We start from the raw sequence: 19095 nt of genomic DNA on the forward strand, positions 1-19095 counted from the left end.
GCGGCGCGAACCTTGCATACAAAAGAGCAGGCGGGAGCACACAGGTGCCCCCGCCCCTCTCAAAAGGGGCTACCGGGGAGGAAGCCGCCCCTATGGATATTGCATCGATCAGACGGTATGGTTCTTCTGAACGTAGACCGGGAAGCTCTCGGTGCCGGACAGCTTTTTGCCGGCGGTGATCTTCACGTTTTTATCGGTGACAACGCAGTCCAGCTCCACGTTGGGCTCGACCACGGTATCCTGCATCAGGACGCAGTTCTTGACCACAGCACCCTTCTTGACCTTGACGCCGCGGAAGAGCACGCAGTTCTCCACGGTGCCCTCGATGACGCAGCCGTCGGCCAGAATGGAATCCGAAACCTTGGAGCCGGTGACGTAACGGGTGGGGTTATCATCACGGATCTTGGTGTAGATGGGGCTGCCCTTGGGGAACAGCGCTTCCAGATTGCGGTCATCGATCAGCTTCAGGTTCTCGTCAAAGTAGCTCTTCATGTCGCAGATATGAGCCACATAGCCGGTGTACTCCAGCGCATGGATGTTCAGAATGTTGACGTTGTGCGCCAGAATGTCGCGCTCGAAGTAGATCAGGCCGCGGGCGGTAGCGTCCTTGACCAGCTTGATCAGGGTCTCGCGCTCCAGCACATAGATGTTCAGATCCAGATTCTGCACGCCGGAGCGGTAGTCGTTGAACAGCAGCTCGGTCACGCGGCCATCGGAATCAATGGTCAGGGTGTAGTTGTCGTTCTTGCGGCCCTCGGGGATCTCGGTCTTTTGATAGGCCACGGTCACATCGGCACCGCTGGCCTGATGGGCAGCCAGCAGGGCGTTGAAGTCGTAGTTGACGGCGATGTTGGCATCGCTCATGACCACATACTTCTCCTTCTGGTGCTCGAGGAAGTCCAGAATGGAGCCCAGAGCCTCCACACGGCCGGAGTAGATGCGCACGCCCTTTTCTGCAAAGGGAGGCACGATGTTCAGGCCGCCGTGACGGCGGGCCATATCCCACTCGCGGCCGGTGCCCAGATGATCCATCAGGGAGTGGTAGTTTTTACGCACCACGATGGAAACGTTGGAAATGCCGCAGTTGGCCATGCTGGACAGCACAAAGTCTACCATGCGGTAACGGCCCGCAAAGGGGATCGAGGCCATAGCGCGCTCGGTCACCAGCTCGGGAACGGTATTGTCATAGCTGTTGGGGAAAATGATACCCAACGCATTGGTGTTCTGTCTCAGCATACTTCCACACCCTCCTTGACGGATTCAAACACTTTTGCGCCCTCCTTGACGGTAGCGCCTGCGCCGATGGTCAGACCGGTGCCAACGTGGGCAATTGCGCCCTCGCCGCCGACCTTTGCACCTGCGCCCACAACAACGTCCTCAGCAAGGATGCAGCGCTTGACCACGGCACCTGCCTTGACCACGACACCGTCCATCAGCACGGCGTCCTCAACGGTAGCGCCCTCTTCCACAACGACGCCTGCACTCAGCACAGAGTGCTTGACGTTGCCGTAGATCTTGCAGCCCTCGGTGACGAGGGAGTCCTGCACAACGGCGCGCTCGCCGATCTTCTGGGCGGGCAGCACGGGGTTGCGGCTGTAAATCTTCCAGGTCTTATCAAAGATATCGATGCCGGAGTTCTCGGGGTCCAGCACTTCCATGTTGGCTTCCCACAGGCTGTCGATGGTGCCGACGTCGCGCCAGTATCCGGCAAAGCGGTAGGCGTACATCTTGCGGCCGTCACGCAGCAGGGCGGGGATGATGTTCATGCCGAAATCGTTCTTGGAGTTGGGGTCGGCCTCGTCCTCGATCAGATACTTCTTGAGCACATCCCAGTTGAAGATGTAGATGCCCATGGATGCCAGATTGGACTTGGGCACCGGGGGCTTCTCCTGGAACTCGGTGATGCGGTCGGTCTCGTCCGCCACCATCAGGCCGAAGCGGGAAGCTTCCTTCCAGTCCACTTCCATAACGGCCACAGAGAACTCTGCGCCCTTTTCCTTGTGGAAGCGCAGGAAGTCGGCGTAGTCCTGTTTGCAGATCTGGTCGCCGGACAGGATGATGACGTACTCGGGATCATAGCTGTCGATGAAGCCGATGTTCTGATAGATGGCGTTTGCGGTGCCCTTGTACCAGTCGGTGCCGTTTGCCTGCTCGTAAGGGGGCAGGGTGTGCACACCGCCGTGCAGACGGTCCAGATCCCAGGGCTGACCGTTACCGATATACTCGTTCAGCTTCTGGGGCTGGTACTGCGTTGCGATACCGACCGTGTCGATATCGGAGTTGACGCAGTTGGACAGCGGGAAGTCCACGATGCGGTACTTGCCGCCGAAGGACACCGCAGGTTTTGCCGTCTTTTGTGTCAGCGCGTATAAGCGCGAGCCACGTCCACCGGCAAGGATCATTGCCACGATTTCTTTTGCCATAGCTTTATTCTCCCCTTTAGCATTTCCTTTTTGGAAATGATAGTCAACAGATCAGAATGTTCGTGCGTGCATCCGTGTGGGCATCCTTATTCCTTGGGTGCTTTTGCTTTGTGGGTGCGCTTTGCGGGTTTGGTTTCTGCTTCGGTCTCAGGCTTTGCTTTTGCCGCGGTCTTTGCCTTGGCGGCGGTTTTCTTTACCGGCTTTTCCGCTGCGGCCTTGGGCTTGGCAGCGGTCTTTTTTGCTTTATCCGGTTTTTCATCCGCCGTTTCGGCGGCCTTGGCCTTGGTGGTGCGGGTCTTTTTTACCGGCTTGTCGGCGTCCGGCTCGGCCTTGGCCTTGCGGGTCGTCTTTTTTACCGCCTTTTCCACGGCGTCCTTGACGGCGGCTTTTTTGGTAGTCTTTTTTGCCGGTTTGTCCACGCTGTCCTCTGCTGCCTTGCGGGTGCGCTTTGTGGGCACCTCAAAGTACAGGGTGCTCATGGGCGGCAGGGTAACGGTGATGCTCTGCTCAAAGCCGTGCTGCGGCTTTTTGTGGGTACGCACCGGCTTGTTGTGCACGGTGCCGGAGCCGCCGAAAGCGGCATCGTCGCTGTTCAGGATCTCCTTATAGGTGCCGGATACCGGTGCGCCGAGGGTGTAGCCCTCGCGCAGGACGGGGTTGAAGTTGCAGATGACAAGGATCTGCTTACCGGCGGCGTCCTTGCGCAGGAAGGCGATGACGCTCTGCTGCGAGTCATCTGGCACGATCCACTGGAAGCCTTCCCAGCTGTAATCGATCTGCCAGAGGGCAGGGTGCTCTTTATAGAAGGCGTTCAGGGTGCGGACGTAGTTCTGCAGCTCGGCGTGTTTATCGTAGTCCAGCAGCATCCAGTCCAGCTGCTTTGCCTCGTTCCACTCGGCAAACTGGCCGAACTCCTGTCCCATGAACAGCAGCTTCTTGCCCGGGTGCGCCATCATATAGCCGAAGAAGGTGCGCAGATTGGCAAACTTGTCGTCATACTCGCCGGGCATCTTGTTCAGCAGGCTGCCCTTGCCGTGCACGACCTCATCGTGGCTGATGGGCAGCACAAAGTTCTCGCTGAAAGCGTAGAAGAAGCTGAAGGTCACCTTGTTGTGGTTGCCGGAGCGGAACAGCGGGTCGGTCTTCATGTAGCTGAGCATATCGTTCATCCAGCCCATGTTCCACTTGAAGTTGAAGCCTAAGCCCCCGTCCGAAGCGGGCTTTGTGACCATGGGCCACGCGGTGGACTCCTCAGCGATCATGTACTTGTGGGGGTGACGGCCCAGCACGGTGCTGTTCAGCTTGCGCAGGAAGGCGATGGCTTCAAGGTTCTCCTTGCCGCCGTCCTTATTGGGCTCCCATTCGCCCTGCTTGCGGTTGTAGTCCAGATACAGCATGGAGGCTACGGCGTCCACCCGCAAACCATCGATGTGGTACTGCTCCAGCCAGTACAGTGCGCTGGAAATGAGGAAGCTTTGCACCTCGTTGCGGCCAAAGTCGAACACCATGGTGCCCCACTCCTTGTGCTCGCCGCGCCTGGGGTTGGGATCCTCGTAGCAGGCCTCGCCGTCAAAATTATACAGGCCGAACTGGTCTTTGGGGAAGTGGGCGGGCACCCAGTCCATGATGACACCGATGCCTGCGGCGTGCATCTTGTCCACAAAGGCCATAAAGTCCTTGGGGGTGCCGTAGCGGCTGGTGGGTGCAAAATAGCCGGTGACCTGATAGCCCCAGCTGCCGTCAAACGGATGTTCCATTACCGGCAGCAGCTCTACATGGGTATAGCCCATATCCTTGATGTACGGGATCAGCTCGTCCGCCAGCTCGGAGTAGTTGTAGGGCTTGCCGCCCTCCTTCAGCTTCCAGCTGCCGGCGTGCATCTCGTAGATATTCATCGGGCCGTTGATCACGTCCGCCTTTTTCTGTGCGGCCTGCCATGCGGCGTCGTGCCATGCAAAGCCGGACAGATCGTAGACCTTGCTGCCGTTGGACGGCCGGGTCTCGGCGTGGAAGGCGTAAGGATCGGCCTTGTAGACAAGGTCGCCTGCGCGGGTGGTCACGCAATATTTATAAACATCGTATTCCTTCATGCCGGGAATGAACAATTCCCACACGGAATCGCCATCCACCTTGCGCATGGGATGGCTGCCGGGCTTCCAGCTGTTGAAGTCACCCACAACACTGATGGCTGCGGCGTGCGGTGCCCATACACGGAACACGACGCCGGACTCCCCGACCCGCGTTTCCAGATGTGCGCCGAAGTAGCGGTAAGCCTCGCAGTTATTGCCCTGCTTGAACAGGTACACCGGCAGATCCGATGTATTGCTCTGAATCTTTTCTTCGGTCGGTTTCATAGACTACTCCTCCCCGTGCGGAAGCCGAAAGCGGCTTGCGCAGCTTTGTACTCTTTTATATTAAAAGGTTTTTACCATTTTTGCAAGACTTTTTGTCCAAAAATCAAATACAATTACTACAAAATTTCTTTCTTTCTCTGTATGTTGTAGGCATACTATCTAAAATTTGCGGCTTGACATCGTGTAAACTGCTCATTTGCCAAACGGTTTTAGCGAAAGCGTTGCGAAAAAGAGGGAAGGGTTTCGGTTAAAGTCCCTTCCTGTGAAAATGGAGCACCGGAACGTCCGCAGACGCTCCGGTGCTCCGAAATAAAAACAGTTCTTCCGCTCACATCAAAAGAGACCGCTGCACAGTTTGTACAGCGGTCTCTTTGCGTGGTTATTGTGTTTTGTTTACAGCTCAGTCCACAACGTAGACGTTGACCTGAATCGCGCCGTTGATGACGCTTTCGGCGTAGGTCTCGTAGAACAGGTCTACAAGGATCTGCCCCTTCTGGACGGCGATGCCGGTGTCGGTGGCCACGGCATAGCCGTAGACGAACTTGCCGTCGGTGGAGGTGATGTAGAGCTTGGTGCCGTAGGGGATCACGTCCGGGTCCACAGCCACGGTGCCGTAGCCCAGACCCAGACCGGAAGAACCCTTGCCGGTACGGGAATAGTAGCCGGTGGCCTTGCCGGTGAGCACCTTGCTATAAGAGGTGGGGGCGTTGGTGGTGCCGTCCGCACCGGTCAGGGGGGACACCGGCGCACCTGCGCCGTAGGTCTTGATGACGTGGTCGGTGGGCTCCACCGTGGTGATGGTATCCACAACGGTGCTGTTCTCCAGCTCGCCGTCCACATAGCGGTCACGGGTGGTCACGGTCTGCTGACCGGCTGCGCCGTGCTGCAGGGTGGTGGTGCGGCCGGTGTTGCGGAAGTACAGGCTGGTGTAGACATACTGGGTGTCGTAGGGAATGGCCTGGGTCTCCACACGCTCTTCATAGTCCACGCGGTGGACCACGATCTTGCTGCCGGCGGTCACAACATGATCCAGCGCCGGCTCGGTGTAGTCGTCCCCTTCAAGGGTGATACCGGCGCGCTCCAGTGCATCGGCTACGGTGCCGAACACCAGCTTTACCGGGTACTCCTGCCCGTCGGCGGTGATGCTGACGGAGAATGCGCGCTCGATATTCAGGGATGCAAGATTGCCGCTGAACGCGGTGTAGTAGACCTCATCGCCCTCTTCAGAGCGGATGCCGGAAAGGTGCATGACCTGTGCGGGGGAAGCATCGGCATCGGTCAAAAGGACCTGCCGTGCACCATTGGAGTCGGTGACGTAGGTCAGCCGCAGATTTGCAGCGGTGACGCCAAGGGTAGCCACAAGGCATACCACCATGACACAAAATGCCAGCACACGGGGAGATACTGCCTGCTTTGCGGCAGTAACTGCTTTCTTCAATTTAACGGAAGCGATACGAGACAACTCCTCTCTTTGTCGTATTTGGTGCGGCCGCGGGTAGTGCATCGGTACCCCGGCCGCCCGGACTGCGGCGGCTGGGGATATAAGCGCCGCACAGTCAAATACGATGCTCTCTTTGGGTAAAAAGCGGAGCACCGTATTACAGGGTGGAATCCGCTTCGGGCAGACCACAAAACTGCCCCGGCACGGGCCGCATCTGCCCATGCCGTGCCGTACGCAGGACGGCTTTTTACTTCATCCAGATAGAATTTAAACGCTGCAACGTTCGTTGCGCAAACGTTATTTTACCAGACTGTAAAGCATCTGTCAAATTTGCGTCTTGCGCTTTGTTAGATTTGTAACATTATTTTTTGTGCAATTTTCACAGTGTTTCTTTTGATATTTTGGCTTTTAGGTAGTTTCCTTCTGATTTTTTCCTTTTTTCTGGGGGCAATTCGTTCATGAATTTTTAACATTTGTATCCTCTTTTTTCCCTGCAAATAAGGCCGCAGCAACGGCCGCTGCGCCCAAAACAAGATGCCCCACATCGCGGGTTTTGCATGGAAAACCCGCAGGGGAATTACCCTGTTTCAGTAGGGTGGAAGGGGCTGTATTTTCGATGCAAAAACCCCGTTTAGCAAAATGCCGAAGAACAGAAAATTTCACATTTTCTGTACACTCTGGATAGTTTTGTGCCCCCGGCGGTACAATCGGGACAGCAAACAGAAAAGGAGGTTTTGCATGGAGATCGAGATCCTAAAGCAGCAGTGCGGCGGTACCGAATTTGTGCCCCGGCCGCACCGGCTGCACCTTGGCGCACAGAACGCCGAGGGGGTGGACAGGCTGCAGTTCATCCTGCCTGCAGCGTGGGCGGGGTGCACCATGGCGCTGTATCTGCGCCGCAGCGACGGGGTGCAGCTGGCCGCCATTCCGCTGGACACCGACGGCAGCGTGACGGTGGACCGCCGCCTGACCGGCAGCGTGCGGGGACAGTGGATGCTGGCCGCCATGGGCAGCGGCGGCTACACCGCCTACACCCGCCCCGGCAGCTACGATGTGTACGCCACCCTGCCCACGGATGGCGGCAGTGAGGAGCTGCCGCCCTCGGTGTACGAGCAGTTCGTAGCCCGCGTGCTGGAAAGCGCCCGCACCGCAGCGGAGAGCGCCCGCCGCGCCGAGAACGGTGCGGCAGACACCGCCGCACAGGCAGCGCTGGCGCAAAAGGCTGCGGACAAAATTCTGGCCGACCGCACCGATGCCGATGCCTGCGCAAAGCGTGCAGAGGCGGCTGCACTGCGTGCAGAGAGCTACGCGCCCAAGGACGGTGCCGTGCTGAGCGTGAACAGCAAAGGCGGCGTGGTGCAGCTGGATGCACAGGATGTGGCAGCGGTGCCGCTTCCGGCGCAGTCTTTGCCCGGCGAGGTGGTGCGCATCCTCAGTGTGGATACCGCCACCGGCGCGGTGCAGACCGATACCACCCCGCTGCCGGACCTGCGCTCCTATGTGCGCAGCGAGACCGTGCCCACGGCGGCAACGCCCGGTGCGGTGCGGGCGAACGGGCAGTATGGTGTTGCGGTACGGGCAGACGCTACCCTGACCACCGTGCCCGCCACGGCGGCGCAGCTGGACCGCATGACCGAGGCCTACGCACCCCTGACCCCGGCGCTGTTGCCCTACGGTGTCAAAAAGGCGCTGACCAGCGCCGCCGGGGCAGCAAACTGGTCAGCGCAGGAAAAGACGGCAGCGCTGCTGCAGCTGGGCGCAGATGACCGGTTTTATTCCAAGGCGGAAGTAGACCGGAAATTCAGCACAGGCTACACCCTGCCGTGTGCCACCGCAGACGTGCTGGGCGGCGTGAAGGTGGGCAGCGGTCTGACGGTCGATTCGGACGGAAGGCTTTCTGCGGACAGTGCTTTGGCGGCCTACCCCGTTGGCAGCATCTACCAGAGCGCCGACCCCACCAGCCCTGCCGCGCTGTTCGGCGGCAGCTGGGAGGAGATCGCGTCCGAGCGGGTGCTGATGGGTGCGTCCAGAACCCACGCAGCGGGCACTACCGTGGAGGCCGGTCTGCCGAACATCACAGGTTCTTTTGTTGCAAATGTACGCAGTCGTTCTCATAATGTATCCGGCGCATTCACTGCCAAAAACCTGAGCACATCGACGGGTGCAGACAACAGCGATGCTCAGGTGTATAAGTTCAGTCTGGATGCATCCAATTCCAATGCCATCTACGGCGCAAGCAGCACCGTGCAGCCCGCCGCCTACTATGTGCACATCTGGCGGCGCGTGGCCTGAGAAAGGAGGCTTTGACTTATGAAAATCATTGACGAGAACGGCGCGGTCGTGGAAAACCCCGACCTGACGCTTGGGTATCTGGTGGGCGGCACCGAGCCAGTGGAGCACCCCGCCGTGGAAGGCGTGGAGGAGCAGTGGCACTGGGAGACCGTGACCGAGTATCCGAACGGTGGCAGGGACGTGCAGAAGATCGTTGACCGTCCCGGTGTGACCGCGCAGGAGGAATGGGTGGAGCAGGTGCCTATCCAGAGGTACATCCGCTACACCGCCGAAGAGCTGGCCGCGCAGGAAGAAGCACGCAAAAAGCAGGAAGCAAAGGACAAGCTGCCGGAGACAGTGGCGGCACTGCAGGAAGATAACAAGACGCTGAAAGAAGAAAATGCGATGCTCAAGCAATGCTTGCTTGAAATGAGCGAGATCGTATATGCTTGAGCGTGTTAAACAGAAACTGGAAAGGACTGTATTTATGATGGTGATGTTGTGGGCACAGGAAATTATGTCTGCTGAGACTATGGAAGAGGCAAAGGCTCTGTATGAGCGCTGCCCCCGCCTGTTGAAGGAGAAGGTCAAGGCAATTCTTATCAAGAGCGGCTTTGAGGAAATCGTACAGTAAGGAGGACGCTATGGCTTAAATCATGGACGTATCCCGGTATCAGGGCACGATTGACTGGGAGAAGGTCAAGGCAAGCGGCAAGGTGGACGGCGTGATGATTCGCGCCATGGGCAACAGCGCCGAGGGTCTGCCAAGCAAGCCCTACACCGACCCGCAGTTTGCCCGCAACTACGCAGAATGCAAGCGGATGGGCATCCCATGCGGCGTGTATGGCTATTTCAAGGCAGTCGATCGGGAGCAGGCCGACAAGGAGCTGGCCTATTTCAAGAAGCTGCTCACCGGCAGGCCCGGCTGGCCCGAAAGGCGACAAGGGCGACCCCGGCACTCTGGGTACGGCGACCGCAGCACCTGTCTACACGCCCAGCCGCAGGGGCTGCGTGAACTATGCGGACGTGGCTGGCTGAGACTATGCGCAGATCATCATCTACGGCCAGAGCCTTGCCTCCGGCACCGAGAGCCAGATCGCACTGACCGATACGGCACTGGACGGTGTGTACATGGTGGGCAGCAGCGCGCACTGGTATCAGGCTGCCACCACCACCGGCCTGAACCCCTGCAAGAACGTGGGCTTTGAATCCCCCATCGTGGCGGCGGTGAACCACTTTGCCACCATGTATCGCAGACACCGGGATGGCACCGAAAGCGGCTATCTGACCGGGGACGGCCTGACGCTGGCTGCAAACAGTGCCGTGAAGATCCCCGTGGTAAGCGGGATGCCGGACGGCATCGAGATCTACATGGACTTCACGCTCCCTGCAAGCCTGTACGGAGATGGCCTGAGCAATAAGGGCTTTATTTCGCTGGCAAAGGGCACTGCGAATGTGCTCGCCTTCGGCAGTGAGCAGTACAGCTATGCGTGGCCTTCGATCTATGGCATTGCGGAAGGAAAAACGGCAGAAGCAGAATGCGCATGGCGCTGGGCGACAGACGCCGGTGGCACTTCACTGGGAAACACCTATATGTGGTGGGGTGACCAGTCCCTGCACCAGCATCTGCGGCTGCGGCTGAACACCTCCGGCGGCGGTGAGTTTGCGATGCAGGCAAATACAAACGGCGAAAACTGGTGCACCTGGACACTGCCTGCCCATGGCGGTGCAGAGAACAAGTACCCCGGCTTCAAGACCTTCAAGAGCGCCTGTGACGCGATCCTGCTGGGCAACCGTGCGACCCTGAATTTCTGCCCCGCAGGCACGATCTTCCATAGCGCTTATATCAAGGAATACAACGGTTAAGGAAAGGATGTGAACTATGGCAATCAAACAATACAGCCTTACCAAAGACGGCAACCGCCGCCTTGCACCGGACTTTAAGGTGCGGGAGCTGCGCTGCAAAGATGGCAGCGACACCGTTATGGTGGACGAGGCGCTGACCGTGGTGCTGCAGTGCATCCGGGAGCACTTTGGGAAGCCGGTGACCATTACCAGCGGGTACCGGACGGCGGCGCACAATGCGGCCGTGGGCGGTGCCAAGAGCAGCCAGCACCTGCTGGGCCGGGCGGCAGACATCCGGGTGCAGGGCGTAAGCGTGGAGGACGTGGCCGCCTACGCCGAAAGCCTGATGCCGGACTGGGGAGGCGTGGGACGCTACCCCGTCAAGGCGGGCAGAGCCACCGGCTGGGTGCATGTGGATACCCGGGCAGACAAAGCCCGGTGGAGGGGGTGAGCGCGATGACAAGCATCATCTCGGCCATTATCGCAGGCGCGGTGACCCTGATCGGCGTGCTGATCGCCAACGGAAAAAGCCAGGCGGTAACCGACACCAAGCTGGAGGAACTGACCCGGGAGGTGCGGGAGCATAACAACTTTGCCCGCCGCGTACCCATTCTAGAAGAACAGATGAAGGTGGCAAACCACCGCATCGCAGATTTAGAGAAAGAGAGGAACTGAACCTATGAACGATACCCATTGCAAAATTTCTGCCGCCACGCTGGCGCGCACGGCTGCGCTGGCGCTGGCACTGACCAATCAGGTGCTGAGCGCCTGCGGCAAGCCTGTGCTGCCCATCGAGAGCGCCACCGTGGAACAGCTGGTGACCACCGGCCTGACCGTGACCGCTGCCCTTGTGAACTGGTGGAAGAATAACTCCTTCACCCCGGAGGCCATCAAGGCCGATGGCTATCTGGAACAGCTGCGGGAGAAAAAGTAAGAGCCGCCTTTAAATAGGACAATGCCGGAGCGTCTGCGGACGCTCCGGCATTGCATTTTCACAGGGATCCCCCTTGGGGGGGAGCTGGCGCGCAGCGGCTGAAGGGGTTCTTTCTAAGTCTCCCAACAAAAAACTCCCCCGGCAGCTGCCGGGGGAGCATTCATTTTTCTATTCTAAACACGGATGCGCCGCCCTGACATGGTGCGCAGCCGGGCTTACTTCAGAAACTTTGCCACAGCGCGGGCGACGATGCCGCCCAGAATGCCGGACACCAGAAATTCGGCTACGCCCTGCACGCCAACCAGCAGCACCACGAACATGAAGGGGTTGGCAGCGCCCTTGACGGACACCAGATTCTGCACATAGTCGCAGCCGTAGAAAGCCAGCACGATGTAGCCCATGAAGAACAGGGTGTTCAGGGCGGGCGCGGTCATGGCGCTGAGGATGTAGCTCCAGGTGCGGGACTTGTCCAGCTTCTGCAGAACCTTGAAGATCAGGCCGCAGCACAGACCCATGAGCACACGCATACCCACACACAGGATAAAGGTGTTCAGCGGGCTGACCTGAAACAGTGCGCCGGTCATGGCAGATGCGCCGGTGATGGCATCGTAGAAGCTCACAGCGCCGAACACGCCGCCCAGCAGGGCACCCACGGCGGGGCCCATGGTGATGGCGCCCACGGCGATAGGCAGGGTGAGGAAGCTCATGTACAGCGGGCCCACGGGCACACTGCCCAGACCGACAAGCTTCATCACCAGTTCAATGGCCACCAGCAGGGCCACACGAGTCAAGGTCTTGGTATTGGTTTTCTTCATAATTCAGTTTTCCTCCTGCTGCCGTTCCGCCCTTTTTGTCGGATACGGCGCAAACCTGCCCGCTCTGTGCGGGTTTTAGGTGAATATTCAAATCTTTGGAAGCGCGTAGTTGTCAGGGCGTGTTCCAGAAAAAAATGCGTTAGAATCTGTCACCGGGGAAGCGCACCCCGGCGCTGCGGCGCGCCACCGTGAGTACCCGGCTCACCGCGATGCTGGTATCCAGCATCCGGGCACACAGTTCCTGATCTCCGGTGGTCATGGCGCGGTAAAAGGCCTCGAACTCTGCCGCCTGCCGGGGACGATCCCCGTTCAGGTTATAGTGCTCCTCCTTGCCCTCATTGGGATGGAAGGTCACGCCGCCGCAGTAGTTCGGGGTGGATTTTTGCAGGATGTAGCCCTTTGTGCCCTGAATGATGCAGCGGGCAGGGGCTGCGCAGTCCTTGGCGGCAAGGCTTACCGCCTTGAAGCCGCTGTAATCCATCATCAGCACACCGCTGGTGTCGATGTTGCGCTCCATGTTGGCGGCATACACCGCCTTATTCGGCTCGCCGAACAGGCCCACGATGTAGCTGACGTTGTACACGCCCAAGTCCATCAGTGCACCGCCCGCACACAGCGGGTCGAACACCGGCGGGGTCTGCCCGGCGCAAAAGGCGTCGTACCGGCTGGAATACTGGCTGAAGCTGCACTGTACCATGCGCACCGTGCCCACCCGGGGCAGCAGCTCCCGGAGTTTGGCGTAGTTGGGCTGGTACTGGGTGGTGATCGCCTCAAAGAGGAACAGCCGCTTGCGCTGTGCCAGCGCAGCCAGTTCCTCGGTCTCGGCGGCGGTCACCGCCATGGGCTTTTCCACAATGACGTGCTTACCCGCTTCCAGCGCCACCCGGGCGTAGCGGGCGTGCTGCAAGTTGGGCACAGCGATGTAGACCGCGTCCACCCATTGCAGCAGCTCAAAATAATTGGTGGTGTGCTGCGGGATCTGATATTGCGCACACAGCTCTGCGGCCTTTGCCGCCGAGCGCGGGGTGCTGCACACCGCCTGCACAGTAAACGGCGTGTGCTCCACAAGCCATGGCAAAAATTCCTGCACGATCTTACCCGTGCCAAGAATGCCCAGTTTCATAATGCTCTCCCTTATCCTCTTGTTCCCTCAGCCTACCAGCGCCTCCGGCTCGCGGCGGGTGCGGCGGTTGGGGTGCGGGTGCTTTGCCCGGGGGCGTCCCTGCTGACCGTAGTGCCTGCCGCCGCCATGACTGCGGCCGTGCTCCTGCGGGGCGTTCAGCTGGTACAGCAGTGCCAGCCCCTTCATCAGCAGCTCGGGGTCATAGGTCAGGGGGTGGCGGCACAGCGGGGTGACGTACTTTGCCAGACCGCCGGTGACCACCAGCGTAGCCGGGCTGCCCAGCTCTTCCTCAATGCGCTGCACCATGCCGTCAATGAGCACGGCGGTGCCCAGCACCGAGCCGGACAGCATACAGCTTTCGGTATTGGTGCCGATGGCTTTTTTCGCGGAGCCCAGATGCACCTGCGGCAGCTGGGCGCAGCGCTCGCCCAGTGCGCGCAGCCCGGTGGAAAGGCCGGGGCAGATCACGCCGCCCCGGAATACCCGGTCTTTGTCCACCACATTAAAGGTGGTGGCGGTGCCAAGGTCTACCGTGACGACCGGCAGCGGAAAGTTTGCCGCCGCGTAGGCGGCATCCACCAGCCTGTCCTTGCCCACGGCGCGGGGCTCGTCCACCCCCATGGTCAGCCCGGTGCGGATGTCCGGCGAAACGATGACCGGTTTTTTGCCGGTGTAGTGGCGGGCGCACTCGGCCAGTGCCCCGGTGATCTGGGGCACTACGCTGGTAAGCACCGCCCCTTCAAAGCGCATGGGACGCTCCGGGTGGCGGCGGTGCGCAAAAATTTTATCCATCTCGGCACGATATTCCGCAGCCGTGCGGGTGCGCACCGTGTCCATGCGCGCCACAAAGCATACACGTCCGTCCCGGATGCCCCCAAGGGCGACGGTGGTGTTGCCTATATCAATGGCTAAGATCATAATTCTGTTTTCCTTTTCAAAGTAAAAGAAAAGAACCGGTTTGCTCTTTGTCAAGCGTATTTTACCGCATTTTTGCGCCGGATACAAGTTCCCGGCAAAGATTTTGTTGTGCTGGTGGAAGTTTTGCATTATACTAAGGTAAGATATGTGGAAAAGAACTGTTTTTCCGGGAGGTAAACGAACCATGGATCTGAACGGCAAGTGCGTCCTGCTGGGCGTGAGCGGCGGCATTGCCGCCTATAAGATGGCCAACGTGGCCAGTGCACTGCGCAAGCTGGGGGCGGATGTGGAGGTCATCATGACCAAAAACGCCACCCAGTTCATCACCCCTCTCACCTTTGAGACCCTGACCGGCCACAAGTGCATGGTGGACACCTTTGACCGGGATTTCAAGTTTGAGGTCACCCACATCTCGCTGGCAAAAAAGGCAGATGTGATCCTTGTAGCCCCTGCCACCGCCAACGTCATCGCCAAAATGGCGCACGGCATTGCGGACGATATGCTTACCACCGTAGTGCTGGCTGCAAAGTGTCCAAAGCTTGTGTCTCCCGCCATGAACACCGGCATGCTGGAAAACCCCATCACGCAGGATAACCTTGCCACGTTGGAGCGGTACGGCTTTACCGTCATCCCCTCCGAAAGCGGCGTGCTGGCCTGCAAGGATGTGGGCAGCGGACGCCTGCCCAAGGAGGAGGTGCTGATCGAGCACATCCTGCACGCCATTGCCCGCCCGAAGGATCTGGCAGGGCTGCGCATCGCAGTGACCGCCGGCCCCACGCAGGAGGCGCTGGACCCGGTGCGCTACCTGACCAACCACTCCACCGGCAAGATGGGCTACGCCCTTGCCCGCGCCGCCGCCATGCGGGGCGCCGAAGTGACTCTGATCCACGGGCAGACCGCGCTGCCGCCGGTTAGGTTTACCACCGATGTACCGGTGACCACTGCCCGGCAGATGTACGAGGCGGTGACTGACCGCTTTGACACCACCGATGTGCTCATCATGGCGGCTGCTGTGGCGGACTACCGCCCCGCCACTGTGGCAGACGACAAGATCAAAAAGAAGGAAGGCGACCTTTCCATCCCGGTGGAGCGCACCGAGGATATCCTTGGCACCGTCGGCCCCCGCAAGACCCACCAGTTTTTGTGCGGGTTTTCCATGGAGACTCGGGATCTTGTGGAAAACTCTTCCGCAAAGCTTGCCAAGAAAAATCTGGACATGGTGGTGGCAAACAACCTCAAGGTGGCCGGTGCAGGCTTTGGGGTGGACACCAACGTGGTCACCTTCATCACCCCGGACGGCACACGGGAGCTGCCTTTGATGAGCAAGGCAGACGTGGCCGATGCCATTCTGGACGAGATCCTGCGGCGGCGGGCAAAAAAGTAATACTACCGGGATTTTGTTGTACACATATCACAAAATTCACTAAAACTTTATGGTTCTTTCCGAAAATTCGGCCTTACCTGTTTATTTTATGCTGCAAAAATTATATAATAAGAATGTGTCCCCATGTTTGGAAGGAATCGGTCTGCGCTGCAGCCGTTAATATTTGGAGGAGAGCCTTACTATGTTCATGTACTCGGATTATAGCCAGCATCTGCTGGACAATGTGAAAAAGATCCACTTTATCGGTTGCGGCGGCAGCGGAATGTATCCGCTGATCCAGATTTTGGCCGCCAAGGGCTACGAGCTGTCCGGCAGCGATGTGCTGGACGGCAGCATCATCCGCTACGAGCGGGAGATGGGCGTGAAGGTCAGCCTTGGCCACAATGCGGATAACGTTGTCGGCGCGGACATGGTGGTGTACTCTGCCGCCATCTCCAAGGACAACGTGGAGCTGAACGCAGCTGCCTCCTATGGCATCCCCACCGTGGAGCGCAGCGTGCTGCTGGGCTATGTGAGCCGCCTGTACAAGCAGAGCATCTGCGTGTCCGGCACCCACGGCAAGACCACTACCACCTCCATGATCACCACCGCGCTGGAGCTGGCAGGGCGCGACCCCTCTGCCGTCATCGGCGGCAAGCTGCCCCTCATCAACGGCTACGGCAAGGCCGGCAAGGGCGATGATATCGTCATCGAGGCCTGCGAGTTCGCCGAGACCTTCCTGAAGCTGACTCCCTACCTGTCCGTGGTGCTGAACATCGACAACGACCATCTGGACTACTACGGCAGCATGGGCGAGCTGAAGTTCGCCTTCAAGCGCTTTGCCCTGATGACCCAGTTCATGATCTTTGCCAACGCCGATGACAAGAACACCATGGACGTGATGTACACGCTGGACCGCCGGGTGCGCACCTTTGCCATCGACAACCACGGCGACTACCGCGCTGTCAACGTCAACGAGTATAAGCCCGGCTTCTTCGAGTTCGACCTGAAAGAGTGGAATACGACCGAAACCACCCGCATCCGCCTGTCCGTGCCCGGCCGCCACAATATTTATAATGCACTGGCCATGTGCGCCGTGTGTCGCTTTGTGGGCCTGAGCGCAGAGCAGTGCGCCGAAGCTGCCCTGAACTTCAAGGGTGCAGGCCGCCGCTTTGAGGTGTATGGCGAGTGCAACGGTGCGCTGGTCATCGACGACTACGCCCACCATCCCACCGAGCTGCGCGCCACCCTGAACACCGCCAAAGAAATGGGCTACAAGCGCCTGATCGCCGTCCACCAGCCGTTTACATACAGCCGCACCAAGATGCTGTTCAACGACTTTGTGGATGTGCTCAAGATCCCGGATATCACGGTGCTGACCCCCATCATGGGCAGCCGCGAGCCCAATGACCCCACCATTACCAGCGCAAAGCTGGCCGCGCAGATCCCCGGCTCTGTGCTGGTGAACAGCCTGCAGGAAGCCGCCGACTGGGTCAAGCAGAACGCCCAGCCCGGCGATCTGGTCATCACCCTCGGCTGCGGCGATATCTATAAAGCCAGCAAGATGATGGTGGAAAAGGATCAGTAAGCAGTAAACTGATTTAAATAATTATAAAAACAGGGAGCGCCCCGCAGCCGAATGGCTGCGGGGCGCTTCTGTATTTCTATCTACGATTCTGGAAGGATGTTGGCATTATCAGAACTTGAACAGGTCCACGATGCGCTGCCACAGGCGGGTGAAGATGTTGCCCTCCTTCACCGTCTCGGTCTCGGCCACAACGTTGTCGGCAGAGGCCACGGTCTCGGCGGTCTTGTAGATGAACTTCACACTGCTCTCGGCGTCCTCGGGGGCACCGGCAAAGCTGGTGTAGTTTTCCAGCCGGTCGGTCATCTCGTCCAGCACAGTCTTGAGACCGTGCAGCTGATCCTGATCCAGTGCGCCGGTCAGCTTGGAGATGCCCTCCTCGTTGAACTGGTTCAAACCGTCGTTCAGCTGGTGGGTGCCGTCATTCAGCTGGCTTGCGCCCTCGTTCAGGGTGTTCACGCCATCGTACAGAGTCTTGGTACCGGCGGCAAGCTGTGCGCTGCCGTCCTTGGCAGAGTGTGCACCGTCTGCGGCGGTCTGCACACCGGCGGTGTACTGACCCACGCTGGAAACAAAGAGCTGGATCTTGGAAAGGCTGTCCTTCAGGGCACGCACATCCGCGATATCCTGACTGTTCTCCACCTGATACTTCAGCTCTGTCTTGGCGGTGTCCTTGGCTTCCTGACTGGTCAGCAGCTGCACCAGACCGCACAGCATGGAGGGGTCGTAGTTCTGCATCAGGCGCAGAGCGGCCTCCAGATCGTGGTTCGTCTTGGCAGCGGAAAGGTACAGCGCCAGATCCAGCTGGCTGTCCTTGAAGCTGGGAGCCTGCTCCCAGATGGTGCGCACCATCTTGCGGCGTCCGGCAGCCAGCGTCTTGTCGTTGATGGTCAGGATGTTGTCGATGACCGCAGCGTAGTTATCCCAGGTCATGTCGGTGTCGATCAGGCCGCCCTCTTTCAGGGTCTTGTTGGCAGAAGCCAGCACGCCGTCAGCCACCTGCTGTGCACCGCTGTTCAGGGCGCTGTTGTTGGAGCTCAGGGTGTCCAGACCGGTGGTCAGCTGCCCCAGACCCTCGTCCAGCGCGGCTGCACCATTGTTCAGGGTGTTAGCGCCGTCCAGCAGTGCCAGCACACCGCTGGCCAGCTGACTGGTACCGTCCTCCAGCTGAGAAGCGCCGTCCAGCAGCTGGCTCATGGCGTCGTTCAGCTGGTTGATGCCGTCGGTCAGGTCGTTGAGGCTGCTCAGGTCAAACACATTGTCAGTGCCCAGAGCCGCAGCGCTGGTGGCGCAGGCCATCATCACCTGCGGGCAGGTCAGTTCAGTGACATCCGCTTCCACCGTGATGGTGTCCTGCAGATAGTCCTCGATGGTATCCAGCTCGTCCGGCAGCAGACCGGACAGGGAGTCCTTCACGCCCGGCAGGGTGACAAAGGCAGCCACATTGCTCTTGGCGGCGCTTTCCACCAGACCGTGGGCAGCCACCACGTTGGTGGCATCCTGCCCGAAGATCACGCCCACAGCGGTGACCAGCGGGGTGACGATGGTGCGGTCGGTGCCGTTCACGTTCACGGTGCCGGTCTCATTGTTCTTCAGGGCGATGGTCATGGTCAGATGGCCGCTCTTGCCGATCAGATCTTCCAGTGCGGCTTCCTGACCGTCCAGTGCGTAGGTGACGGTAGCCTGAATGGGCAGGGCGCGGTTCGTGTCACCCTTATAATACACATCGGTATCATCGGTGTTCCACACCAGCTTTTCGCCGTCCTGTGTAAACTCGGCACTGCTCTCGGTGTTCTGGATGTTGGTCAGGGTGCTCTGGTCGGTCACCTTGGACAGACCGGAGGCACTGTAAACGTGCTCGCTGACGGTGGTGCTCTGGATGGAGCCATCGGCGTTCATCACAGAGTATACGGTCTCAGACTTGGTAAAGCTGCTGCCGCCTGCGGCAAAAGCCGGGGCTGCACAGCTGGCGGCGAGGGCAACTGCCAGCGCCGCACTGGCGAAACGAAGCGATTTTTTCATA

General features: G+C 59.3%; 18 protein-coding genes. 10 read left to right on the forward strand and 8 right to left on the reverse strand.

All coding sequences use genetic code 11. The features are described from left to right. Window positions 1-108 precede the first annotated feature (108 nt). The 4 genes from glgD to ACXPUX_RS04465 form a co-directional block, all read right to left on the reverse strand. Window positions 109-1236, reverse strand: coding sequence for a glucose-1-phosphate adenylyltransferase subunit GlgD (gene glgD / locus ACXPUX_RS04450; protein WP_458830329.1), 1128 nt, complete (start codon window positions 1234-1236; stop codon window positions 109-111). Beyond that, complete coding sequence (locus tag ACXPUX_RS04455; protein ID WP_316545457.1) at window positions 1230-2423, reverse strand: glucose-1-phosphate adenylyltransferase; 1194 nt, start codon at window positions 2421-2423, stop codon at window positions 1230-1232. Before ACXPUX_RS04455 ends, glgD begins: the two co-directional genes overlap by 7 nt. A gap of 86 nt (window positions 2424-2509) precedes the next feature. After that, the gene (gene glgB / locus ACXPUX_RS04460; RefSeq protein ID WP_458830331.1) at window positions 2510-4777 is read right to left on the reverse strand and encodes a 1,4-alpha-glucan branching protein GlgB; all 2268 of its coding nucleotides are present in this window, start codon (window positions 4775-4777) and stop codon (window positions 2510-2512) included. Window positions 4778-5177: 400 nt separating this feature from the next. Further along, the gene (locus tag ACXPUX_RS04465; protein WP_458830333.1) at window positions 5178-6170 is read right to left on the reverse strand and encodes a ubiquitin-like domain-containing protein; all 993 of its coding nucleotides are present in this window, start codon (window positions 6168-6170) and stop codon (window positions 5178-5180) included. Between the two features lie 786 nt (window positions 6171-6956). Between ACXPUX_RS04465 and ACXPUX_RS04470 the strand changes: the two genes are divergently transcribed. The 8 genes from ACXPUX_RS04470 to ACXPUX_RS04505 are packed head-to-tail and all read left to right on the forward strand — an operon-like array spanning window position 6957 to window position 11268. Beyond that, window positions 6957-8510, forward strand: a complete 1554-nt coding sequence (locus tag ACXPUX_RS04470; RefSeq protein WP_458830335.1) for a phage baseplate protein — start codon at window positions 6957-6959, stop codon at window positions 8508-8510. Between the two features lie 18 nt (window positions 8511-8528). Further along, the gene (locus ACXPUX_RS04475) at window positions 8529-8942 is read left to right on the forward strand and encodes a hypothetical protein (protein ID WP_458828003.1); all 414 of its coding nucleotides are present in this window, start codon (window positions 8529-8531) and stop codon (window positions 8940-8942) included. 34 nt (window positions 8943-8976) lie between these two features. Beyond that, complete coding sequence (locus tag ACXPUX_RS04480) at window positions 8977-9123, forward strand: hypothetical protein (protein ID WP_458828004.1); 147 nt, start codon at window positions 8977-8979, stop codon at window positions 9121-9123. Between the two features lie 22 nt (window positions 9124-9145). Next, window positions 9146-9697, forward strand: a complete 552-nt coding sequence (locus ACXPUX_RS04485; protein ID WP_458828005.1) for a GH25 family lysozyme — start codon at window positions 9146-9148, stop codon at window positions 9695-9697. Then, a complete protein-coding gene (locus ACXPUX_RS04490) occupies window positions 9621-10355 on the forward strand; it encodes a hypothetical protein (RefSeq protein ID WP_458830337.1) in 735 nt (244 codons plus the stop codon). The genes ACXPUX_RS04485 and ACXPUX_RS04490 overlap by 77 nt, the downstream gene beginning before the upstream one ends. Before the next feature lie 16 nt (window positions 10356-10371). Continuing rightward, the gene (locus tag ACXPUX_RS04495; protein ID WP_458830339.1) at window positions 10372-10785 is read left to right on the forward strand and encodes a YcbK family protein; all 414 of its coding nucleotides are present in this window, start codon (window positions 10372-10374) and stop codon (window positions 10783-10785) included. 5 nt (window positions 10786-10790) lie between these two features. Further along, window positions 10791-11009 carry a hypothetical protein gene (locus ACXPUX_RS04500; protein ID WP_055186805.1) on the forward strand — a complete coding sequence of 73 codons (219 nt, stop codon included), beginning with the start codon at window positions 10791-10793 and terminating at the stop codon, window positions 11007-11009. Between the two features lie 4 nt (window positions 11010-11013). Then, on the forward strand, window positions 11014-11268 hold the full coding sequence (locus tag ACXPUX_RS04505; protein ID WP_458830341.1) for a phage holin: 255 nt from the start codon (window positions 11014-11016) through the stop codon (window positions 11266-11268). Window positions 11269-11483: 215 nt separating this feature from the next. On the opposite strand, the gene ACXPUX_RS04510 is transcribed toward ACXPUX_RS04505, so the two are convergent. The 3 genes from ACXPUX_RS04510 to ACXPUX_RS04520 form a co-directional block, all read right to left on the reverse strand. Further along, complete coding sequence (locus ACXPUX_RS04510) at window positions 11484-12083, reverse strand: ECF transporter S component (RefSeq protein ID WP_458830343.1); 600 nt, start codon at window positions 12081-12083, stop codon at window positions 11484-11486. A 139-nt stretch (window positions 12084-12222) separates the two neighbouring features. Next, complete coding sequence (locus ACXPUX_RS04515; protein WP_458830345.1) at window positions 12223-13206, reverse strand: Gfo/Idh/MocA family protein; 984 nt, start codon at window positions 13204-13206, stop codon at window positions 12223-12225. 27 nt (window positions 13207-13233) lie between these two features. Next, complete coding sequence (locus ACXPUX_RS04520) at window positions 13234-14124, reverse strand: type III pantothenate kinase (RefSeq protein WP_458830347.1); 891 nt, start codon at window positions 14122-14124, stop codon at window positions 13234-13236. Window positions 14125-14308: 184 nt separating this feature from the next. On the opposite strand from ACXPUX_RS04520, the gene coaBC reads away from it, so the two are divergent. Together coaBC and murC are read left to right on the forward strand one after the other, a co-directional pair. Then, entirely contained in the window at window positions 14309-15508 is a 1200-nt protein-coding gene (gene coaBC, locus ACXPUX_RS04525; protein ID WP_458830349.1) for a bifunctional phosphopantothenoylcysteine decarboxylase/phosphopantothenate--cysteine ligase CoaBC, read from the forward strand. A 181-nt stretch (window positions 15509-15689) separates the two neighbouring features. Next, entirely contained in the window at window positions 15690-17075 is a 1386-nt protein-coding gene (gene murC / locus ACXPUX_RS04530; RefSeq protein WP_458830351.1) for a UDP-N-acetylmuramate--L-alanine ligase, read from the forward strand. 108 nt (window positions 17076-17183) lie between these two features. Here murC and ACXPUX_RS04535 read toward each other — a convergent pair whose 3' ends face one another. Further along, window positions 17184-19094 (reverse strand): hypothetical protein, encoded by a 1911-nt coding sequence (locus tag ACXPUX_RS04535; protein WP_458830352.1) that lies wholly within the window; start codon window positions 19092-19094, stop codon window positions 17184-17186. Window position 19095: the final 1 nt, after the last annotated feature.

Source organism: Faecalibacterium sp. PGM34, from assembly GCF_054456555.1.

Coding starts and splice junctions, on each gene's coding strand:
- ACXPUX_RS04535 (WP_458830352.1), bottom strand. CDS start 19,094: ATGAAAAAATCGCTTCGTTTCGCCAGTGCGGCGCTGGCAGTTGCCCTC.
- ACXPUX_RS04480 (WP_458828004.1), top strand. CDS start 8,977: ATGATGGTGATGTTGTGGGCACAGGAAATTATGTCTGCTGAGACTATG.
- ACXPUX_RS04510 (WP_458830343.1), bottom strand. CDS start 12,083: ATGAAGAAAACCAATACCAAGACCTTGACTCGTGTGGCCCTGCTGGTG.
- ACXPUX_RS04470 (WP_458830335.1), top strand. CDS start 6,957: ATGGAGATCGAGATCCTAAAGCAGCAGTGCGGCGGTACCGAATTTGTG.
- ACXPUX_RS04490 (WP_458830337.1), top strand. CDS start 9,621: ATGGTGGGCAGCAGCGCGCACTGGTATCAGGCTGCCACCACCACCGGC.
- ACXPUX_RS04475 (WP_458828003.1), top strand. CDS start 8,529: ATGAAAATCATTGACGAGAACGGCGCGGTCGTGGAAAACCCCGACCTG.
- ACXPUX_RS04485 (WP_458828005.1), top strand. CDS start 9,146: ATGGACGTATCCCGGTATCAGGGCACGATTGACTGGGAGAAGGTCAAG.
- ACXPUX_RS04515 (WP_458830345.1), bottom strand. CDS start 13,206: ATGAAACTGGGCATTCTTGGCACGGGTAAGATCGTGCAGGAATTTTTG.
- ACXPUX_RS04505 (WP_458830341.1), top strand. CDS start 11,014: ATGAACGATACCCATTGCAAAATTTCTGCCGCCACGCTGGCGCGCACG.
- glgD (WP_458830329.1), bottom strand. CDS start 1,236: ATGCTGAGACAGAACACCAATGCGTTGGGTATCATTTTCCCCAACAGC.
- ACXPUX_RS04500 (WP_055186805.1), top strand. CDS start 10,791: ATGACAAGCATCATCTCGGCCATTATCGCAGGCGCGGTGACCCTGATC.
- ACXPUX_RS04455 (WP_316545457.1), bottom strand. CDS start 2,423: ATGGCAAAAGAAATCGTGGCAATGATCCTTGCCGGTGGACGTGGCTCG.
- ACXPUX_RS04495 (WP_458830339.1), top strand. CDS start 10,372: ATGGCAATCAAACAATACAGCCTTACCAAAGACGGCAACCGCCGCCTT.
- coaBC (WP_458830349.1), top strand. CDS start 14,309: ATGGATCTGAACGGCAAGTGCGTCCTGCTGGGCGTGAGCGGCGGCATT.
- ACXPUX_RS04520 (WP_458830347.1), bottom strand. CDS start 14,124: ATGATCTTAGCCATTGATATAGGCAACACCACCGTCGCCCTTGGGGGC.
- glgB (WP_458830331.1), bottom strand. CDS start 4,777: ATGAAACCGACCGAAGAAAAGATTCAGAGCAATACATCGGATCTGCCG.
- murC (WP_458830351.1), top strand. CDS start 15,690: ATGTTCATGTACTCGGATTATAGCCAGCATCTGCTGGACAATGTGAAA.